Annotated in this window: 23 protein-coding genes; 20 read left to right on the forward strand and 3 right to left on the reverse strand. The window is 35.2% G+C overall.

Features of this window, described 5'->3' with window-relative positions; genetic code table 11:
• The first annotated feature begins 63 nt into the window (after window positions 1-63).
• From EKL98_RS01150 to sufD, 8 genes are all read left to right on the forward strand, one after another.
• Window positions 64-393 (forward strand): HesB/IscA family protein, encoded by a 330-nt coding sequence (locus EKL98_RS01150; protein ID WP_126455801.1) that lies wholly within the window; start codon window positions 64-66, stop codon window positions 391-393.
• A 43-nt stretch (window positions 394-436) separates the two neighbouring features.
• Window positions 437-805 carry a four helix bundle protein gene (locus EKL98_RS01155; RefSeq protein WP_126561335.1) on the forward strand — a complete coding sequence of 123 codons (369 nt, stop codon included), beginning with the start codon at window positions 437-439 and terminating at the stop codon, window positions 803-805.
• A 44-nt stretch (window positions 806-849) separates the two neighbouring features.
• The gene (gene sufB, locus EKL98_RS01160; protein ID WP_126457852.1) at window positions 850-2,298 is read left to right on the forward strand and encodes a Fe-S cluster assembly protein SufB; all 1,449 of its coding nucleotides are present in this window, start codon (window positions 850-852) and stop codon (window positions 2,296-2,298) included.
• A 19-nt stretch (window positions 2,299-2,317) separates the two neighbouring features.
• Window positions 2,318-2,521, forward strand: coding sequence for a DUF2683 family protein (locus tag EKL98_RS01165; protein WP_126552921.1), 204 nt, complete (start codon window positions 2,318-2,320; stop codon window positions 2,519-2,521).
• Entirely contained in the window at window positions 2,512-2,751 is a 240-nt protein-coding gene (locus tag EKL98_RS01170) for a Txe/YoeB family addiction module toxin (RefSeq protein WP_126561336.1), read from the forward strand. The genes EKL98_RS01165 and EKL98_RS01170 overlap by 10 nt, the downstream gene beginning before the upstream one ends.
• A 44-nt stretch (window positions 2,752-2,795) precedes the next feature.
• Window positions 2,796-3,548 (forward strand): Fe-S cluster assembly ATPase SufC, encoded by a 753-nt coding sequence (gene sufC / locus EKL98_RS01175; protein ID WP_126455797.1) that lies wholly within the window; start codon window positions 2,796-2,798, stop codon window positions 3,546-3,548.
• Window positions 3,549-3,597: 49 nt separating this feature from the next.
• Window positions 3,598-3,972, forward strand: a complete 375-nt coding sequence (locus EKL98_RS01180) for a four helix bundle protein (RefSeq protein WP_126552919.1) — start codon at window positions 3,598-3,600, stop codon at window positions 3,970-3,972.
• Window positions 3,973-4,069: 97 nt separating this feature from the next.
• Window positions 4,070-5,386 carry a Fe-S cluster assembly protein SufD gene (gene sufD / locus EKL98_RS01185; RefSeq protein ID WP_126552917.1) on the forward strand — a complete coding sequence of 439 codons (1,317 nt, stop codon included), beginning with the start codon at window positions 4,070-4,072 and terminating at the stop codon, window positions 5,384-5,386.
• Window positions 5,387-5,456: 70 nt separating this feature from the next.
• On the opposite strand, the gene EKL98_RS01190 is transcribed toward sufD, so the two are convergent.
• Window positions 5,457-6,803, reverse strand: a complete 1,347-nt coding sequence (locus tag EKL98_RS01190; protein WP_126561337.1) for a serine hydrolase domain-containing protein — start codon at window positions 6,801-6,803, stop codon at window positions 5,457-5,459.
• A 237-nt stretch (window positions 6,804-7,040) separates the two neighbouring features.
• Here EKL98_RS01190 and EKL98_RS01195 point away from each other — a divergent pair, with 237 nt between their 5' ends.
• The 10 genes from EKL98_RS01195 (at window position 7,041) to EKL98_RS01230 (ending at window position 12,893) form a co-directional block, all read left to right on the forward strand.
• The gene (locus EKL98_RS01195) at window positions 7,041-8,255 is read left to right on the forward strand and encodes an aminotransferase class V-fold PLP-dependent enzyme (protein WP_126561338.1); all 1,215 of its coding nucleotides are present in this window, start codon (window positions 7,041-7,043) and stop codon (window positions 8,253-8,255) included.
• A 106-nt stretch (window positions 8,256-8,361) separates the two neighbouring features.
• On the forward strand, window positions 8,362-8,793 hold the full coding sequence (locus EKL98_RS01200; protein WP_126457835.1) for a hypothetical protein: 432 nt from the start codon (window positions 8,362-8,364) through the stop codon (window positions 8,791-8,793).
• Between the two features lie 23 nt (window positions 8,794-8,816).
• The gene (locus EKL98_RS01205) at window positions 8,817-9,236 is read left to right on the forward strand and encodes a SufE family protein (RefSeq protein WP_126457833.1); all 420 of its coding nucleotides are present in this window, start codon (window positions 8,817-8,819) and stop codon (window positions 9,234-9,236) included.
• A 70-nt stretch (window positions 9,237-9,306) separates the two neighbouring features.
• Complete coding sequence (locus EKL98_RS01210; protein ID WP_126457831.1) at window positions 9,307-9,714, forward strand: GxxExxY protein; 408 nt, start codon at window positions 9,307-9,309, stop codon at window positions 9,712-9,714.
• Between the two features lie 128 nt (window positions 9,715-9,842).
• A complete protein-coding gene (locus EKL98_RS01215) occupies window positions 9,843-10,166 on the forward strand; it encodes an SUF system Fe-S cluster assembly protein (RefSeq protein WP_066075681.1) in 324 nt (107 codons plus the stop codon).
• Between the two features lie 81 nt (window positions 10,167-10,247).
• The gene (locus EKL98_RS01220) at window positions 10,248-10,757 is read left to right on the forward strand and encodes a DUF2480 family protein (protein ID WP_126552907.1); all 510 of its coding nucleotides are present in this window, start codon (window positions 10,248-10,250) and stop codon (window positions 10,755-10,757) included.
• A gap of 25 nt (window positions 10,758-10,782) precedes the next feature.
• Window positions 10,783-10,950, forward strand: a complete 168-nt coding sequence (locus EKL98_RS17540; RefSeq protein WP_156063277.1) for a glycoside hydrolase family 3 protein — start codon at window positions 10,783-10,785, stop codon at window positions 10,948-10,950.
• 12 nt (window positions 10,951-10,962) lie between these two features.
• Window positions 10,963-11,115, forward strand: coding sequence for a hypothetical protein (locus EKL98_RS17545; RefSeq protein WP_158614837.1), 153 nt, complete (start codon window positions 10,963-10,965; stop codon window positions 11,113-11,115).
• Between the two features lie 206 nt (window positions 11,116-11,321).
• On the forward strand, window positions 11,322-12,446 hold the full coding sequence (locus tag EKL98_RS01225; protein ID WP_126561339.1) for a PQQ-dependent sugar dehydrogenase: 1,125 nt from the start codon (window positions 11,322-11,324) through the stop codon (window positions 12,444-12,446).
• Window positions 12,447-12,449: 3 nt separating this feature from the next.
• Window positions 12,450-12,893 carry a c-type cytochrome gene (locus EKL98_RS01230; protein ID WP_126561340.1) on the forward strand — a complete coding sequence of 148 codons (444 nt, stop codon included), beginning with the start codon at window positions 12,450-12,452 and terminating at the stop codon, window positions 12,891-12,893.
• A 22-nt stretch (window positions 12,894-12,915) separates the two neighbouring features.
• Here the strand turns inward: EKL98_RS01230 and EKL98_RS01235 are convergent, their stop codons facing one another.
• On the reverse strand, window positions 12,916-14,994 hold the full coding sequence (locus EKL98_RS01235) for a TonB-dependent receptor family protein (RefSeq protein WP_126561341.1): 2,079 nt from the start codon (window positions 14,992-14,994) through the stop codon (window positions 12,916-12,918).
• Between the two features lie 340 nt (window positions 14,995-15,334).
• Here EKL98_RS01235 and EKL98_RS01240 point away from each other — a divergent pair, with 340 nt between their 5' ends.
• Both EKL98_RS01240 and EKL98_RS01245 read left to right on the forward strand, forming a co-directional pair.
• Window positions 15,335-16,363, forward strand: coding sequence for a hypothetical protein (locus EKL98_RS01240; protein WP_126561342.1), 1,029 nt, complete (start codon window positions 15,335-15,337; stop codon window positions 16,361-16,363).
• Between the two features lie 15 nt (window positions 16,364-16,378).
• On the forward strand, window positions 16,379-17,227 hold the full coding sequence (locus EKL98_RS01245; RefSeq protein WP_126561343.1) for a polysaccharide deacetylase family protein: 849 nt from the start codon (window positions 16,379-16,381) through the stop codon (window positions 17,225-17,227).
• A 201-nt stretch (window positions 17,228-17,428) separates the two neighbouring features.
• On the opposite strand, the gene EKL98_RS01250 is transcribed toward EKL98_RS01245, so the two are convergent.
• Window positions 17,429-18,682 carry a murein hydrolase activator EnvC family protein gene (locus tag EKL98_RS01250; RefSeq protein WP_126455028.1) on the reverse strand — a complete coding sequence of 418 codons (1,254 nt, stop codon included), beginning with the start codon at window positions 18,680-18,682 and terminating at the stop codon, window positions 17,429-17,431.
• Window positions 18,683-18,704: the final 22 nt, after the last annotated feature.

Consider the following 18,704-nt stretch of genomic DNA (forward strand, 5'->3'; position numbering starts at 1 on the left):
ACTATGTAAAAAGCTTTTTATATACTATCTTTGTCTTTAATTTAGACAAAATCAATATAAGCTATGATAAAAGTTTCTGACACAGCAAGAAAAAAAATCATCGATTTAATGCAAGATGATGGTTTTGACGCCTCCATAGACTACGTGAGAGTAGGTGTGAAAAGCGGCGGATGTTCTGGATTGTCTTATGATTTAAAATTTGATAAAACAAAAAGCGACGACGATAAGATTTTTATTGACAACGATATCACTATTGCTGTCGAAAAAAAATCCTTTCTGTACCTAGCCGGAACAGTATTAGAATTTTCAGGAGGAATAAATGGTAAAGGATTTGTTTTTAATAATCCTAATGCCAATAGAACATGTGGTTGCGGTGAGAGTTTCTCTCTTTAATTTAAAGATTGAAAAATTTAAAAATTAAAAGATTAATGATAGTATGACAAAATCATTTGAAGAATTTGATGTCCATAAAAAAGGTATTGTCTTAACTAAATTAGTTTTTGAATTATTAAATAATAAATCCTTGGAAAAAGAATTTGGTTTTAAGGACCAAATAAAAAGAGCAGTAGTTTCAATTACAAATAATATTGCCGAAGGTTCAGAATACAACAGTAATAGACAATTTACAAGATATTTAAAAATCTCCAAAGGCAGTTGTGCTGAGGTTAGAAATATGTTGGTATTATCCAGAGAGTTAGGTTTTTGCAATCACGAAGAAATTCAAAAAAGTTATAATTTAACTATTGAGATTTCTCAAAACCTTTCTAATTTTATTAAATATTTAGACACAAATAATAAAGTTTAATATTCAATAATTGAATCTTTAAATCTTTAAATCTTTAAATCAGAATGAGCAAATATACAGAAGACGACTTAAAAATCGAACTCGAAAATAAAGAATACGAATACGGATTTTACACTGAATTAGAATCAGAAACGTTTCCTATAGGTTTAAATGAAGATATCGTTCGCGCTATTTCGCACAAAAAAGGAGAACCTCAATGGATGACTGATTGGCGTCTTGAGGCTTTTCGTGCTTGGGAGCAAATGACAGAGCCAGAATGGGCAAATGTGCATTATACCAAACCTGATTTTCAGGCTATTTCCTATTATTCAGCTCCAAAAGCGGTAGATCCAAATAAAACATTGGATGATGTAGATCCGGAACTTTTAGAAATGTACAAAAAGTTAGGCATCTCTGTCGATGAGCAAAAGATGATGAATAATGTAGCTATGGATATCGTTGTGGATTCCGTTTCAGTAGCAACGACTTTCAAAAAAACATTAGGCGAAAAAGGAATTATCTTCATGAGTATTTCTGAAGCCATCAAAGAACATCCCGAATTAGTTCGTAAATATTTAGGGACAGTTGTACCGCAAAAAGACAACTTTTATGCGGCGCTGAATTCGGCAGTTTTCTCTGACGGATCTTTCTGTTATATTCCAAAAGGCATTCGTTGTCCAATGGAACTATCTACTTATTTTAGAATTAATCAAGCAGGAACAGGACAATTTGAAAGAACATTATTAATTGCTGACGAAGGTAGTTATGTTTCGTATTTAGAAGGTTGTACCGCTCCAAGTCGTGATGAAAATCAATTGCACGCCGCGGTAGTAGAATTAATCGCTTTGGACGATGCCGAAATAAAATATTCAACCGTACAAAACTGGTATCCGGGAAACAAAGAAGGAAAAGGCGGCGTTTTCAACTTTGTAACCAAAAGAGGAATTTGCGAGAAAAACGCAAAAATTTCCTGGACACAAGTGGAGACCGGCTCTGCAATAACATGGAAATATCCTTCGGTTATTTTAAAAGGAGACAATTCAACCGGCGAATTTTATTCGATTGCGGTGACCAATAATTTCCAACAAGCCGATACAGGAACTAAGATGGTGCATCTAGGTAAAAACACTAAATCTACTATTATATCTAAAGGGATTTCTGCCGGAAGATCACAAAATAGTTACAGAGGTTTGGTGCGCATTTCAGCAAACGCAGAGAACGCTAGAAACTTTTCACAATGTGATTCCTTATTAATGGGAAACAATTGTGGCGCGCATACCTTTCCTTATATCGAAAGCAAAAATCCATCAGCAAAAATAGAACATGAAGCTACGACAAGTAAAATTGGCGAAGACCAAGTTTTCTATTGCAACCAACGTGGAATTCCAACCGAAAAAGCTATTGCTTTAATCGTAAACGGTTTCAGTAAAGATGTATTGAATAAGTTACCAATGGAATTCGCCGTAGAAGCACAAAAATTATTAGAAATTTCGTTAGAAGGTTCTGTAGGGTAATTTTTTAAATCTAAATATTATGGATATAATTTTAAAAAATGTAAAGAAAAAAGATTTTCCATTGTTAAAATCGTTGGCGAAATCACTTGGATTTGAAATTGTAAAAGAAGAAAATCCATATAACCCTGAGTTTGTAAAAGAAATTTTGGAAGCAGAACAAAGTATTAAAAACGGGAAAGGGATAAAAATGACGATGGAAGAAATACGTGCTTTATGCAAATAGTATTTACGACTAAAGCTAGAAAAGATTTAGATTTTTGGATTAAATCTGGAAATAAAAATATTTTAAATAAAATTACAGATTTAATAGAAGACATTCAACTACATGCTTTTGAAGGAATTGGAAAGCCGGAACAATTAAAATACCAGCTTTCTGGAAAATGGTCAAGAAGAATAAATCAAGAACATCGCATTATATATAAAGTTACCGAAAAAATACAATTGAAATATTAGACATTTTATCACTAAAAGGTCATTACGAATAAACAAAGAAACAAATGTTAAGTATAAAAAATTTACACGCCTCAATAGGTGACAAAGAAATATTAAAAGGAATCAACCTTGAAGTAAAAGCGGGAGAAATTCACGCAATAATGGGACCAAATGGTGCTGGAAAAAGCACTCTTGCTTCCATCATTGCAGGAAACGAAAACTACGAAGTAACCGAAGGCGAAATCACTTTAGACGGAGAAGACCTTTCGGAATTGGCACCAGAAGAAAGAGCGCACAAAGGCGTTTTTCTTTCGTTCCAATATCCAGTGGAAATTCCAGGAGTTTCAGTTACCAACTTCATGAGAACAGCAATCAACGAAACCCGTAAAGCTAAAGGATTAGAAGAAATGCCTTCTAATGAAATGCTAAAAGTGATTCGGGAGAAATCAGAATTATTAGAAATTGACCGTAAATTTTTGTCTCGTTCTTTAAACGAAGGTTTTTCTGGTGGTGAGAAAAAAAGGAATGAAATTTTCCAAATGGCAATGCTAGAACCAAAATTGGCTATTCTTGATGAAACTGATTCTGGACTTGATATTGATGCCTTGCGTATTGTTGCAAATGGGGTAAACAAACTAAAAAGCGACAAAAATGCAATTGTAGTGATCACACACTACCAAAGATTGTTAGACTATATCGTTCCTGATTTTGTTCACGTATTGTACAATGGAAAAATTGTAAAATCTGGTGGAAAAGAACTGGCACACGAACTGGAAGAAAAAGGATACGACTGGATTAAACAAGAACAAGAAGCTTAAAATTAAAATAGTCTAAAGTCGAAGGTCATAAAGTCAAAAGAAAAAAGTAATGGGAAAATTTAATTCTTTCGAAGAAATTAATTCTTGGCAAAAAGCAAGAGTTTTTAACAAAAAAGTTTACCTAGTTACCGAAAACACAAATTTCAAGAAAGACTTTGATTTCACTAGACAAATTAGGCGAGCATCAATTTCTATATCATCAAATATCGCTGAAGGCTTTGAGAGAAATACAGACAAAGAGTTTATTTACTTTTTATATGTTGCAAAAGCTTCCGCTGGAGAAGTTCGTTCTCAATTATATTTAGCATTTGATTTAGATTATATTACTAAAGAAGAATTTGAAAAACTTTTAGAATCAGTAACAGAAATATCAAAATTGTTAAGTGGTTTTATTAAATACCTAGAATCTAGTCGTAAAGTTTAAAAATCGAAAGTCGAAAGTCTAAAATAGTTGAATCAGCTATTTTATGCTTATACCGACTTTAAGACATTTGACTTTCGACTTTAAGACTTAAATAAAAATGGAATTAAAAGAAAAATTACTATCGTCTTTTATGGCTTTCGAAGAACGCATTGATGTACATTCTGAACTTCATGATGTGAGAACTGCTGCCATAAAAAACTTTGAAAATAAAGGTTTCCCAACAAAAAAAGAGGAGTCTTGGAAATACACATCGCTAAACGCCATCCTGAAAAATGACTTTACCGTTTTTTCAAAACAAGAAAATGCCGTTGAATTCAACCATGTAAAAAAATATTTCTTACACGAAATAGACACCTACAAAGTAGTATTTATCGACGGTGTTTTCAGTTCTAATTTATCGTCAACCACACACGAAGGAATTGATGTTTGCTTAATGTCATCGGCATTGACCAAACCAAAATACAAAATGGTTATTGATACTTATTTTAATCAAATTGCCAGCAAAGAGGAAAGTCTAACATCATTGAATACGGCTTTCGCCAATGAAGGAGCGTATATCAATATCCCAAAAAGTAAAGTAGCTGACAAGCCTATTGAAATCATGTATTTCTCTACAGGGAATGAAGCAGCACTAATGGTTCAACCTAGAAATTTGATTATTGTAGGGGAGAATTCCCATGTACAAATTATTGAACGGCATCAAAGCTTAACCGAAAATCCCGTATTAACGAATTCTGTGACTGAGATTTTTGCTCAAAAACGCGCCATCGTTGATTATTATAAAATTCAAAACGATACGCTTGAAGCCAATCTCATTGACAATACCTACGTTTCTCAAAAACAAGAAAGCAGTGTATCCGTTAATACGTTTTGTTTTGGCGGAAACCTCACCAGAAACAACTTGAACTTTTATCATTTTGGAGAAAGAATCGTAAGTTATCTTAACGGAATAACAATAATTGGGGAGAAACAACACGTAGATCATTACACTCTAGTGCAGCACTCTACTCCTAATTGCGAAAGTCATCAAGATTATAAAGGAATCTATTCTGATCGCTCGACAGGCGTTTTCAACGGAAAGATTTTTGTAGAAAGAGAAGCCCAGAAAACCAATGCCTTTCAGAAAAGCAATAATATACTATTGAGTGATAAAGCAACAATCAACGCCAAACCGCAACTAGAAATTTTTGCTGATGATGTAAAATGTTCTCATGGTTGTACTATTGGACAATTGGACGAAACCGCAATGTTCTACATGCAAGCGCGTGGAATTCCTAAAAAAGAAGCCAAAGCGTTATTAATGTATGCCTTCTCCAATGCAGTTATTGAAAGCATTAAAATACCGGAACTCAAAAAACGAATTACTACGATTATTGCAACTAAATTAGGTGTAAAAATGGGATTCGATTTGTAATCAACACTAAAAAGAAGTTATAATAGTAACCCTGTCAGAGTTTAAAACTCTAACAGGGTTTTTTATCCAATCATTTTTTCACACTCTCCACAATCCCACGCAACATTCCATTAAAATCAAAATTAGGATTTTCCTTCAAACCCATTCGTACAATCACTAAATCCAGTGATGGAATAATCGCTACCATCTGACCTTGAAAACCGCTGCAGTAATACATATCTCTGGGAACATCAGGGAAGTGTCCGCCGGCATTGAGCCAAAAGTGTCCACCATATCTTCCATTCGAAGTGTTTGTAGGAGTTGCGGTGTATTTTGCCCAACTTTCGTTGAAAATTTGTTCACCATTCCAGTTGCCTTTATGCAAATACAACAACCCAAATTTAGACCAATCACGTGTGGTAGCCCAACCGTAAGATGAACCCACATAATTTCCTGCCATATCCGTTTCGATTACCATCGAGTACATTCCTATTTTATCTATCAAGGCACTGTACCAGAAATCTAAATATTCCTGATGCGTTTTGAACTGCTTCCGTAAAATTCCCGAAAGCAAATTCGTGGTCCCCGAAGAATAATTCCAATGCGTATTCGTCCGGAATACCATTGATTTTTTCCGTTGTACAAGGGTCATGTCTTCGGCTTGGAAAAGCATTTTGGTGGCATCAGAAATTTTATCGTATTGCTCCTCCCATTCTAAACCGGAATTCATGTGTAATAAATCATTGGTAGTAATACTTTTTCGATCGTCATTTTTCCATTCTGGAATTGGAGCAGGTTTGTAAATATCGTATTTGCCTTGTATTTCCAAAATTCCAAACATGGCGCTGGTAATACTTTTTGTCATCGACCAACCCAATATTTTACTGTTTTTATCAAAACCGCTATCGTATTTTTCGGCAATAATTTTATCTTTATAAATCACTAAAAGGGAGCGGGTTCTTTTTTTGATTGCCTCTTTTTCATCAAAAGCATTGGCAACAGCTGCATTCAATTTAGTGTAATCAACATCTGAAAAAACAGTGTCTTTTGGCTCGTTATTCCCGTATGGAAAAGGCATATTAATATTCAATCTCGTTCTTTTAGGAACCAAATACGGCTTTGAAACATCAAAATCATCGTTGATTAAAGTGGCCCCCAAGCCTTCACGATAAATCGCTTTTCGTTCTTTCAAACCATAAACCGAAGCAATCGCAAATTTTCCGGTAGCTTCTATTTTGTTTTTGGCTAAGTCAATCATATCGATGTCATTGTCGCCTTTTTCTATCATTTTCTGCGAACGATTATCAATAAAATGTCCCGAGGCTATACTTTTGGCTGAAAAGCCAGAAATTAAATCCAATTTTGGATAGGTTATTAAACCAACATAAAAGATTCCGATAAAAGAGACAAAACCAACGAACTTGAATACTTTTTTCATAGAGGCTTAATTTGAAGCAATTTAATAAAAAAGAACCACATTATTGGAACAGTATCGGATTGAGAAAATGAGGTATTATTAACAAGTGTTTGCTATAAATTAATTCCAATTTCACTACTTTTGTATGTAGAAAAATTCTAAATAAGAAAAGACCAATACTAAATTGGATTGTCGAAAAAATTGTTGACTATTGGCGTTCTATCTTACCAATAAAAACAATAAAAACAAGCAGATAAAATGTTAGATGTAAATAAAATTAGAGCCGACTTCCCTATTCTTTCTCAGAAAGTAAACGGGAAAGCATTGGTTTATTTTGACAACGGAGCCACTTCGCAAAAGCCACAAGTTGTGATTGATGCGATCTCTAAATACTACCAGGAAATCAATGCTAATATTCATCGTGGTGTTCATACGCTGAGCCAACTGGCCACCGATGCATATGAAATTTCACGCGGTAAATTACAAAATCACATCAATGCAAAATTTCCCCATGAAGTGCTTTTTACTTCGGGGACTACTCATGGAATTAATTTAGTGGCCAATGGATTTGCTTCGATTTTGAAACCCGGTGATGAAATTTTAGTTTCGGCAATGGAACACCACAGCAATATTGTGCCTTGGCAAATGTTGTGTGAGAAAACCGGAGCAATTTTGCGGGTCATTCCAATGAATCTGGATGGCGAACTGATCATGTCCGAATATGACAAATTACTTTCGGACAAAACGAAGATTGTAACAGTAAATCATATTTCGAATGCTCTTGGAACTGTCAATCCTATCAAATACATGATTGACAAAGCACATGAGGCAGGAGCCGCAATTTTGATTGATGGCGCACAAGCCGTTCCACACCTGAAACCAGATGTACAAGAATTAAATTGTGATTTTTATGTTTTTTCAGGACATAAAATATGTGGTCCAACTGGCGTCGGAATTTTATACGGAAAAGAAGCGTGGTTGAATAAATTACCCCCATATCAAGGCGGAGGCGAAATGATCAAAGAAGTAACTTTCGAAAAAACTACTTATGCGGAATTGCCCCATAAATTTGAGGCCGGAACACCAAATATTGCCGGAGGAATTGTTCTGGGAACTGCGGTTGATTATATGAACGAAGTGGGTTTTGACAACATTCAACAACAGGAATTAGAATTATTGGAATATGGAACCAAACGGTTATTGGAAATTGAAGGGTTGAAAATTTTTGGCACCGCAGCAGCAAAGACTTCCGTAATATCCTTTAATATTGAAGGCATTCATCCGTACGATATTGGCACTATAATTGACAAGCTAGGAATAGCCGTACGAACAGGCCATCATTGTGCGCAACCCATCATGGATTTCTTTAAGATTCCAGGTACGATACGAGCATCATTTGCTTTTTATAATACCATTGAAGAAATTGATGTTATGGTTGAAGCTATTAAAAAAGCAAAAGTCATGCTGTCCTAAAATTTAAAATTATCTTCATATGAAATCGCCATGACAGAAGCTGTATCAAACACCAATGAAGATCTGGCGATACCATATTCCTATAAAAAACAAATATTATCTTCATATGAAAATACTATCTATTATATTCCTGACTATTTTTATGGGCAACGGTTGCAATAGTGCCAAAGCACAAGATATGGAAACTACTGTTATTGAATACACGGCCAACACCAGAGGTTTTTATCAAAAAATAACGGTGAAAAATCAGATACTGACAGTTTCAAAAGACAGAGATGGAAATGACAAACCAATACCCAAAAAAGTATCGGATGCCGACTGGAAAGAATTAGTGGATTGTTTTAAAACAGTGAAATTGGATAGTTTGTCTAAGCTCAAAGCGCCCAGCGAAAAACGTTTTCATGACGGTGCCGCTATAGCCAAACTGAAAATTACCCTTAAGGAGAAAGCCTATGAAACCACTAGTTTTGATCACGGTTTTCCACCAAAAGAAATTAAGAAGTTTGTGAATACGATAACTTCATTAGCTAAAGAATAATACTGAAATAAATTCAGCATAGTATGAAAATTAAAGAAATACAAGAAGAAATTGTAGCGGAGTTCTCCATGTTTGACGACTGGATGGAGCGTTATGAATACATCATCGAATTAGGAAGAAAGCTTCCTTTAATCAAAGAAGAATTCAAGACAGAGAACAACATTATCAAAGGCTGCCAGTCCAAAGTGTGGTTGCAAGGAGAACAAACGGATGATAAAATTATTTTCACTGCTGACAGTGATGCCATTTTGACAAAAGGAATTATTGCGATATTAATTCGTACTTTTTCCAATCAAAAAGCATCTGATATTCTTGAAGCAGATCTACATTTTATTGACGAAATAGGTTTGAAAGAACACTTGTCGCCAACTCGAGCCAACGGATTGGTATCTATGATAAAAAATATAAAAATGTATGCTTTGGCGTTCAACGCACAGAATTAATTGCGAACTAATTCGTTTAACCATATAAGACATTTAAGGTCATATAAGTCAGAATAAAAAATGGAAATTTATGACCAAAACATATTTAAAAGATTTAATTTATCAGGTTAATGGTTGTGCCATAGAAGTACATAAACATCTTGGTCCCGGTCTTTTAGAAAGTGTTTATCATACTTGTTTAAAAAAAGAATTGACAATAAGAGGTTTTGAATTTCAAACTGAACTTACAATTCCTGTTTATTATAAAGGTTTAGAACTTGAAACAGGATTAAGATGTGACTTATTGGTTGAAAAAAGTTTGGTTGTTGAACTAAAAGCAATAGAAAAAGTTTTACCAATACATGAAGCCCAAATTTTAACCTATATGAACCTTTTAGAAATTCCTATAGGATTAATGATAAATTTCAATGTAACACATATTTTTAAAGAAGGACAAAAAACATATGTCAACGAAAGATATAGATATCTGGAAGAATAAAAAACAAACATAGCAGACTTTAAATATGATTTAATCAAGCTAAATAATAAAAAAAAGTACAAATATAATATTCAAAACAAAAACCTTAAATGACCTTCAATGTCTTATATGGTTAAAACACTCAAATAATGGAACAAGAAATAGACACAACTGAATTAGGAGAATCGATCGTAAAAATATTAAAGACTATTTACGATCCGGAGATTCCTGTAGACATTTACGAATTAGGATTAATTTATGACGTGATGGTCAATACGGATTATGAAGTAAAAATCCTGATGACCCTTACTTCGCCCAACTGCCCCGTTGCAGAAAGCTTACCAAGAGAAGTGGAAGAAAAAGTGAAATCGATCGAACATGTAAAAGACGCTGAAGTAGAAATTACTTTTGATCCGCCTTGGAGCAAAGATTTAATGAGCGAAGAAGCTAAATTAGAATTGGGAATGCTTTAAATTAGTCCTAATGTCGAAAGTCATAAAGTCTCTAAGTAATTGACCTTATGGCTTTCGATATTCGACTTTATGATTTTTAAAATGGAAATAATAAATAAAGTTGCGAATAGTGTTTTGGAAGTTTTCGATCTTGAAGACTATTATCCAAAAGGGATTCGTACGCAAATCGATATTTCAAAATGGCTTTTAGAAGGATTTTTATTGAAAGAAAAAGACTTTAGAGAGGAACTGAAAAATCACGATTGGTCACAATATCAAGATCACTATGTGGCAATTCACTGCAGCACTGATGCTATTGTTCCTGCCTGGGCTTCGATTTTGGTTGCCATTCAATTGGCGCCATTTGCAAAGAAAATTATCAATGGAACCTTGGAAGATTTAGACGCATCCTTGTATGAAGAATTACTGCCTAAAATTGACTACTCAGCGTATGAAAACAAGCCTATTATTATAAAAGGATGCTCCAGAAAACCGGTTCCGATGCGGGCTTATGTATTGGCCGCGCATTACTTGTACCCTTTTGCACGAAGTATCATGTATGGTGAAGCCTGCTCTGCCGTTCCATTATACAAAGCGCCTAAAAAAGGATAATACCATTACGGAAACTAAAAGCGCCATGAAAGGAAAGCCGGTATTAGTATCTGTGAATATTTCTAATCCAATGGTTTTTGGGGAATTTAAAAAAGAAGTAGATGCCATCGTGGGAGAATTTGGTGTTCAAATGGAAGCTTTATTGGATATTGTTTCGGGTAAAACAGAACCTTCCGGATTATTGCCTTTGTAAATGCCATTGAATATGACAACCGTTGAAAAACAATTAGAAGACGTTCCTCTTGACATGATTCCATACACAGATGCATCTGGTAATGTGAATGATTTTGGTTTTGGATTGAACTGGAAAGGGGTAATCAACAACGCCAGAACTGCAAAATACAGCGCTAAGAAATAATTTTTTTTCAAGAAGATTAAATTTAACCACCTGATTTTTAGATGGGGTTTTTGTCCAATTCTAAATTTAAATCATAGCTTTAAAAAAGGAATTCAATAGCTTCCTTTTGTTAATTCTAAGCAAAATCAAATACTTATTTGCCTTTTTAAATCCTCTTTTACTATCTTTAAAAGATTTCTTTTTTAAAAAGACCAAAAATGATACTCATGAAAAAAATTAAATTAGTTTCACTTTCAATTATATCCTTTCTTTCTTTAAGTTGTAACGCTCAGGTAAAATCTGATGACATTCCTATTAAAGACGAGGTAAAAAACTATACGCTTGAAACCGTGGTTGCAGATATTGTTGTTCCGTGGGGGATGACTTGGTTGCCAGACGGCAGCATGTTAGTTACCGAAAAAAGTGGTGTTTTATACCATGTCAAAAACGGAACAAAAACAGAAATCAAAAATGTTCCAAAAGTATACGCACGCGGACAAGGCGGGTTATTAGACATCGCTTTACACCCTGATTATGCCAAAAATGGTTGGATTTATATGACCTTCGCTTCCGATGAAGGGGAAGGTACCGGCGGTCACACAAAACTCATTCGAGCCAAATTATTGGACGGAGCGCTGACACAAATCGAATCACTTTACAAAGCCACTCCAAACACTACAAAAGGACAACATTTTGGTTCCAGAATTCTATTTGACGACGATGGTTATTTATATTTCTCCATCGGAGAGCGGGGCGAACATTTTGTAAATCCGCAAGACATTACACGCGATGGCGGAAAAATATACCGATTAAATGATGATGGAAGCATTCCTAAAGACAATCCATTTGTAGGTCAAACCGGAGCCAAAGAAGCAATTTACACTTATGGAAATCGGAATCCGCAAGGAATGGCCAAAAACCCAGTAACAGGCGCCATTTGGGAACATGAACATGGCCCACAAGGTGGAGATGAAATCAATATCATAAAAAAAGGAATCAATTATGGATGGCCTGTGGTGACTTATGGTATCGATTATGACGGAACCACCATTAGTAAAGAAAACGAAAAACCAGGTATTCAAAAACCTATTTATTATTGGTTGCCATCCATCGCTCCAAGCGGAATGACCTTTGTCACCAGCGACAAATATCCAGACTGGAAAGGACATTTATTGGTGGGCTCTTTGAAATTCCAATATCTTGAATTGCTAAAGTTAAAAGGAAATGAAGTGATCGGCAGACAAAAAATTGCAACCGGAATTGGTCGCGTGCGTAATGTGGCACAAGGTCCGGATGGCTATATTTATATGGGCGTGGAAGGAAAAGGAATTATTAAAATTATACCAAATTAAACGATGTTGATAACGAAATTATTTTTAGGATTTGGAGTGTTTGTATTGGGAGGCTTCTCTTTTGCAAATCCATTTTCCGCAGACAACTATATTGACTTGAATACTGAAACCGAAGTTGCTGCAAAACTTCAGTCACCCGGAAAAGAAATTTATGCAGATTTTTGCATGCAATGCCATGGCGCAAATGGAAAAGGAGATGGTAAGAACTTCCCGCCTCTAGACGGTTCGGACTGGTTGAAAACTAAGAGAAATCAAAGTATCGCTGCCGTAAAATTTGGACAAAGTGGCGAAATTATTGTCAATAAAATCAAGTACAATAGCAGCATGCCGGCCATGGGACTTACGGATCAGGAAGTGGCTGATGTGATGAATTACATTATGACTTCCTGGAGTAATAAACAAACCAAAATCGTTACCGAGAAAGAAGTCGCGGGCATTAAAAAATAAAATATCGGCTTAGGATTCCTATCTAAAAAAGAAACGCTACCGAAAAACCACCGTAAAAATTGACGGGATTTCCTGGATAAAAATAACGTGGCGCAGCAGTGCCAAAACCAACTGCGTTTGGCAAAATATTAGCCGCATATTTAGTATCCAAAGCGTTATTGATTCCAGCATTCAGCTCTGTTTTCAGGATTTTAAGAATCGTGAAAACATAGGTCGTTTTAATATCAAGCAACGAATACCGCTCACTGTATTTTGTATTGGAATCATTTAACGGAATTTTACTCATCGTTCGGAAAGAAGTGTTGACACCAAATCCATTTTTTGTGGTTAAATCTACTCCAAAATTAAATTGCTTTTCAGGAACGCCCGTCAATTGATTTCCCGAATAATCAGCATCACCATCCAAGAATTCTTTGAATTTAAAGGTATTCACCGCACCTGAAAAATAAGAAGTCATTTGAAATTGGGTAAGTTCGAAAAGTTTGTAATTAACCAAGAATTCTAATCCTGAATGTGAACTGCTTCCTGCATTAATCCCAACAAATTGATCATTGGCGGTGCGTCGTGCCACTAATAAATTTTCAATTTGTGTGCTATAAAACGTTACTTCGGTGTATATTTTATTTTCAAGCCAGTTTCCTTTGAAACCCAATTCATAATTCCACCCCACTTCTGGTTTCAAATCGGTGTTTATTTGCCCTTCTGGAGTCAATGTTTCAGCAACTGATGGCACCGAAAATCCTTTACTCACCGATGTAAATATATTTTTTCCTTTGCTTACTTTATACGAGAAACCAATTCTTGGTGACCACACATTTCCAAAAGTAAAGGGCATTTTTTGAGCCTCAGAATTATTTTCGAAAATATCTTTTAACGAATATTTGGTTGTGTTAAATGCTACTCCGGTTTCCAGATGCAGTTTTTCTGAAATCCAAAATTCCATTTGTAAAAAGTAGTTGCTGTAATTCCGGTTTTGTTTGACAGAGCTGAATTCGTCGCCTTTTAAACTACCTTGACCAGGTTGCGATTTGTACAAATTTTTAAAAAGGGAATACGCGTATTTTTCCGTTAATAATTCGGTACCAAAACTCAGTTCAAAGGGCAAAGAAAACAATTGGTCTTTGTAATTCACATTCGAACGAAGGCCTAGCGAACTTGTTTTTTCGTCCAAAATATCAAAAGGTCTGGGTTCGTAAGCATCTTTAAAATTAGAAAAAATACTGGTTTGCAGCGACCATTTTTCAGAAAATTGATGGTCGTATCCTAAACCCAGCATGAATTTATCATACGACTCAAAACCTTGTGCGGCTGCCCATGTAGCGGCTGCTTTCTCTGGATTATTTTTTAAATCCGTCTCATTAATAGAACTTGGAATAAAAGCTTTCAATCGGGTGAATGTTCCCAAAAAGGAAAAACTACCCTTTGAATTAATTTTTTGTTTGGCATGCAGGTTAAATGATTTTCTGTCATAGGAACTATTTTCCCTGAATCCCTCACTTTGTAAATCCGTAAAACTCGCAAATACATTCGTTTTGGAATCGCTGTATCCTGCCGAGAGTCGGTTTTGTAGCAACCCAAAACTCCCAAAAGTAACTGTTGATTTTCCAAACGATTCCAATAATGGAGTTTCTCTTGAAAACAACTGAATCACGCCACCCAAACCGGATCCAAAACTCGTAGAATTTGGTCCTTTTATGATTTCTATTTTTTCGATTGACGCTAAATCAATATCGTCAATAGTGGTTTCACCATCACCGGAACTCAATGGTATACCATCAAAATAGGCTTTTATTTTATTGGTTCCGTATTGAGATCTGGCGCCAATGCCACGAATCGTAATCCTGTTGGTGTTCAACGCACCTTGTTGCATGGTAACCCCGGGAATTTTGTTTAGCACAGGAGTCAGTATAATGCCATCACTTTTATTGATGTCGACAGTCGTAATCACTGAAACGGAAGAAGCAGTGTTTTGAGGTGCATTTTTGATTGGCGAACCCTTCAAAGTGATTTCTGAAAGGGCTATGGTATCTTTTTTTATTTGTCCAAAAACAGTGAAAACACTGCATAAAAAAAGAAGAAAGGAAAGGCTGTTTTTGAACAATTTTTGTTGTGTTAAAGGGAATGAAAACGTTTATAAAGTTAGCATTTTCTTTTTGTTCCAAAAAACCCTTTTAAATAAAATATGGATTAAATAAAAATGCTCCCCACAATTATAAGTTGCAACCTATATTCTGTTTCATATTGTTTTGAATTCCATTAAAGATTATTGTAAAATTACACAAAAGTCTAGTTTAAACGGAAATTATATAAAAAGCACCATTTTAAAAACACTAGTTTAACCAAAATGACGTTCTTTAAAAATCATATCTTTGTGATTAATCCGAGAATTAAATTATCTTTAAACTTGGACCTTCATTTTAAATAAAAAGTAGTAGCTACCTATGAAAAAATCAACAATTGCATATATCACACTTCCCGTATTATTGTTAAGTACGCTAGCCTGTAATCGGAATAAAGCCGCTGATAATGAAAGTGAAACAGAAAAACCGGCCACCGTAAAAGTAAATTCGATAGAAAAGAAAATAGCCCTTACCATCGACACGCTTGATTTTAATTCCAGAATGATTGCCTTAAGCAACAATGACACCACGGGCAGATGGCCTGTAAAAGCCCCTTATCCTTTACCGGGCGCACTCTTACCCTACAATAGAATCATTGCTTATTACGGCAACTTATATTCCACCAGAATGGGAATATTAGGTGAAATTCCCCGAAAAGAAATGTTGGCAAAATTACAAGGTGAAGTGGCCAAGTGGCAAGCAGCGGATTCTACTGTAAAAGCAATTCCGGCTTTGCATTATATTGCCGTTACCGCTCAAGGCGCTCCGGGAAAAAATAATATGCACCGCATGCGTATGCCATTTAAGCAAATAGACACTATTATAAGTTGGGCAAAACCTATAAATGCGCTGGTATTTCTAGACATTCAGGTGGGACACAGCACCGTTAAGGCAGAAGTGGCAGAACTGGAACAATACCTTTCAATGCCTAATGTACACCTTGGAATTGATCCGGAGTTTTCTATGAAAAATGGAGAGCGCCCAGGTTCAAAAATCGGGCATTTTACTGCCGCTGATATTAACGATGCCATTGACATATTGGCAAATATTGTGCGCAAAAATAAACTGACTCCAAAAGTGCTTGTAATACACCGTTTTACTCAGGGCATGGTAAAAAACTATAAAGAAATCAAGACCGTTCCTGAAGTTCAAATCGTTATGGACATGGATGGTTTTGGAAGTAAAATTCTAAAAAAGTCCACGTATATGAGTTATATTTATAGAGAACCGGTACAATTCACTGGTTTTAAATTATTTTATAAAAATGACAATAAAAACGATTGGAAGATGTACAGCCCAGAGGAATTAGTAAAATTTACTCCAAAACCAATTTACATTCAGTACCAATAATTTACCAATTGATTTATGAAGAATATTCTTTATTCCCTTTCTGTTGGGCTTTTTTTAGTAGTTGGATGCCAATCAGAACCTCGTAAAATAATACCGGAAATCCCGCTTATAACTGTTCCTGCAAAAATTATTGCACCAAAAAAAGTAGCGGCTGATGCTGCGACTATTCTTTCAAAAAAAGAAGTACCCGTTTTATGTTATCATAATATCCGAGATTTTAGTGCCAGTGCGAGCGGAAACATGAAAGTGTACACCGTAAAACCTGGTGCTTTTGCAGCACAAATGAAAGCCTTAGCCGATGCAGGATATAAAACCGTTTTGCCACAACAACTCTATGATTATTTAGTATTTGATGGTCCCTTACCGGAAAAACCAATCATGATTACTTTTGATGATACCAGAGAAGAACAATTTAGCATTGGCGCAGCCGAAATGAAAAAACAGGGTTTCAAAGGCGTGTTTTATATTATGACTGTCTCAATTAATCGTCCCGGATATATGAGCAAAGAGCAAATTAAAAGCTTATCTGATGACGGACATGTGGTAGGCGCGCATACTTGGGATCACCACATGGTTACAAAATATATGGGCGACGACTGGAATTTACAATTGGTAAAACCAAAAGCAAAATTAGAAGAAATCATAGGAAAACCGGTGACGGATTTTGCCTATCCGTTTGGATTATGGAATACTGCAGCTATTCCTGAAATTAAGAAAAGTGGTTATGAAATGGCTTATATTTTATCAACCAAAAGAGATCCTGCAGATCCATTGTACACTATCAGACGTATTATAGTTTCCGGAACCTGGTCTACTGAAGGAATAATGAAAGCTGTACATTCTTCTTTTAATAAAGCAGAATAACCCATTAAAAGGTTCTAAATTCGTTAATTTATTCAAAAATCAAACAGCTATCTATACTAACACTACAGCAATGGAGCACAACCGTCAAAAAGGTTTCGTCAACAGACCTTTTATCCATTAATACTAAAGAATTCCTTAACTAAAAAAAGCACTATCAATTCGATTGAATTGATAGTGCTTTTTTTATCAGACAACTATTTTCTATCTTGGGGACAACCAGCTTGAAGGATTATTATAGGTTGTATTTTGTAGGATTAAAAATTTAATTATCGTTTTTCCGGTCTCGCCATTCGTTCTTACTTTTCCAAGACTTTGCTTTATACTCACTTTATCTCCTTTGTTGACTGACACTGAACTTAAATTTTGATAGACCGTAAAGAAATCTCCGTGCTGTATCATTACCGCTTTGTTTACTGGTGACAAAACGATGACACTGGTTACTTCTCCTCCAAAAACAGCTCTGGCACTTGCGCCATTGTCCGTAGTGATTTCTACACCGCTGTTGTGAACCGTAATTGTATTGAACAAAGGATGGGTTTGGTTTCCATATCCTAATGATATATATCCTTTTTCAACAGGATACGGCAATCTTCCTCTATTCGCTCTAAAATTATCAGCAACTATTTTAGCTTCGGGAGTTAACTCAATTTTAGAGGATGACACTGCACCTCTGGAAACCGGAGCACTTGGATTGGCTTTCGCTTTTTCTAAGGCGGCTTTCCTATTGGCTGCCGCAATGGCTTCCCGAATTAATTTATTGATTTGTCTGTCAATTGATTTGTACTCTTGTTGTCTTTTCTTAAGCTCTTTGGCAATCATATTTTTATCTTTTTTGATAAAATTTACTACCTTTTGCTGTTCTTTCTTTTCCTTTTCCAGAGCCAATCGTTCCTTTTCGTTTTCGGCAATCAGTTTTTGTTTTTCCTTTTTTTGAATGTTTAATTTATCATTATAGTCCAATAACTTGGTCGACTTAGATTTAATTTCCTCGCCCTGTGCTTTTCTATAACTGGTGTACTGCTTCATGTACTGCGCTCTTTTGTATGCCTGTAAAAAGTTTTCAGAAGACAATAAAAACATCGCTCTACTTTCTGACGAACGGCTTTTATATGATTTTAAAATCATTTCGGCATAATCCTCCTTCAGTTCCCCCAATTCTTTTTTTAATTTATTGATCTGAACCTGATTAATATACATATCGTTGTTAAGCAACTTGGTTTGCTTTTCAGTGGTATTTATTAATTTTTCTTTAAGCCTTATTTTAGTACTTTGAATAATCACCACATTGAGAGCGGATTTCTCTTTTTTCTTTACATTCTGCAGTAATCTTTCATTTTCTCGAATTTCTTTTTGAATTTGAGCTTTACGTTCTTCTAATTTTTCTTGTTGGGATTCCTGACTCCATAGTAATGAAGTGGTACAAATTAAAATTAGGCTTAGGAGAAATTTTGGCATATCGGAAAAATATTTTTGCTAA

Source organism: Flavobacterium bomense (assembly GCF_003970355.1).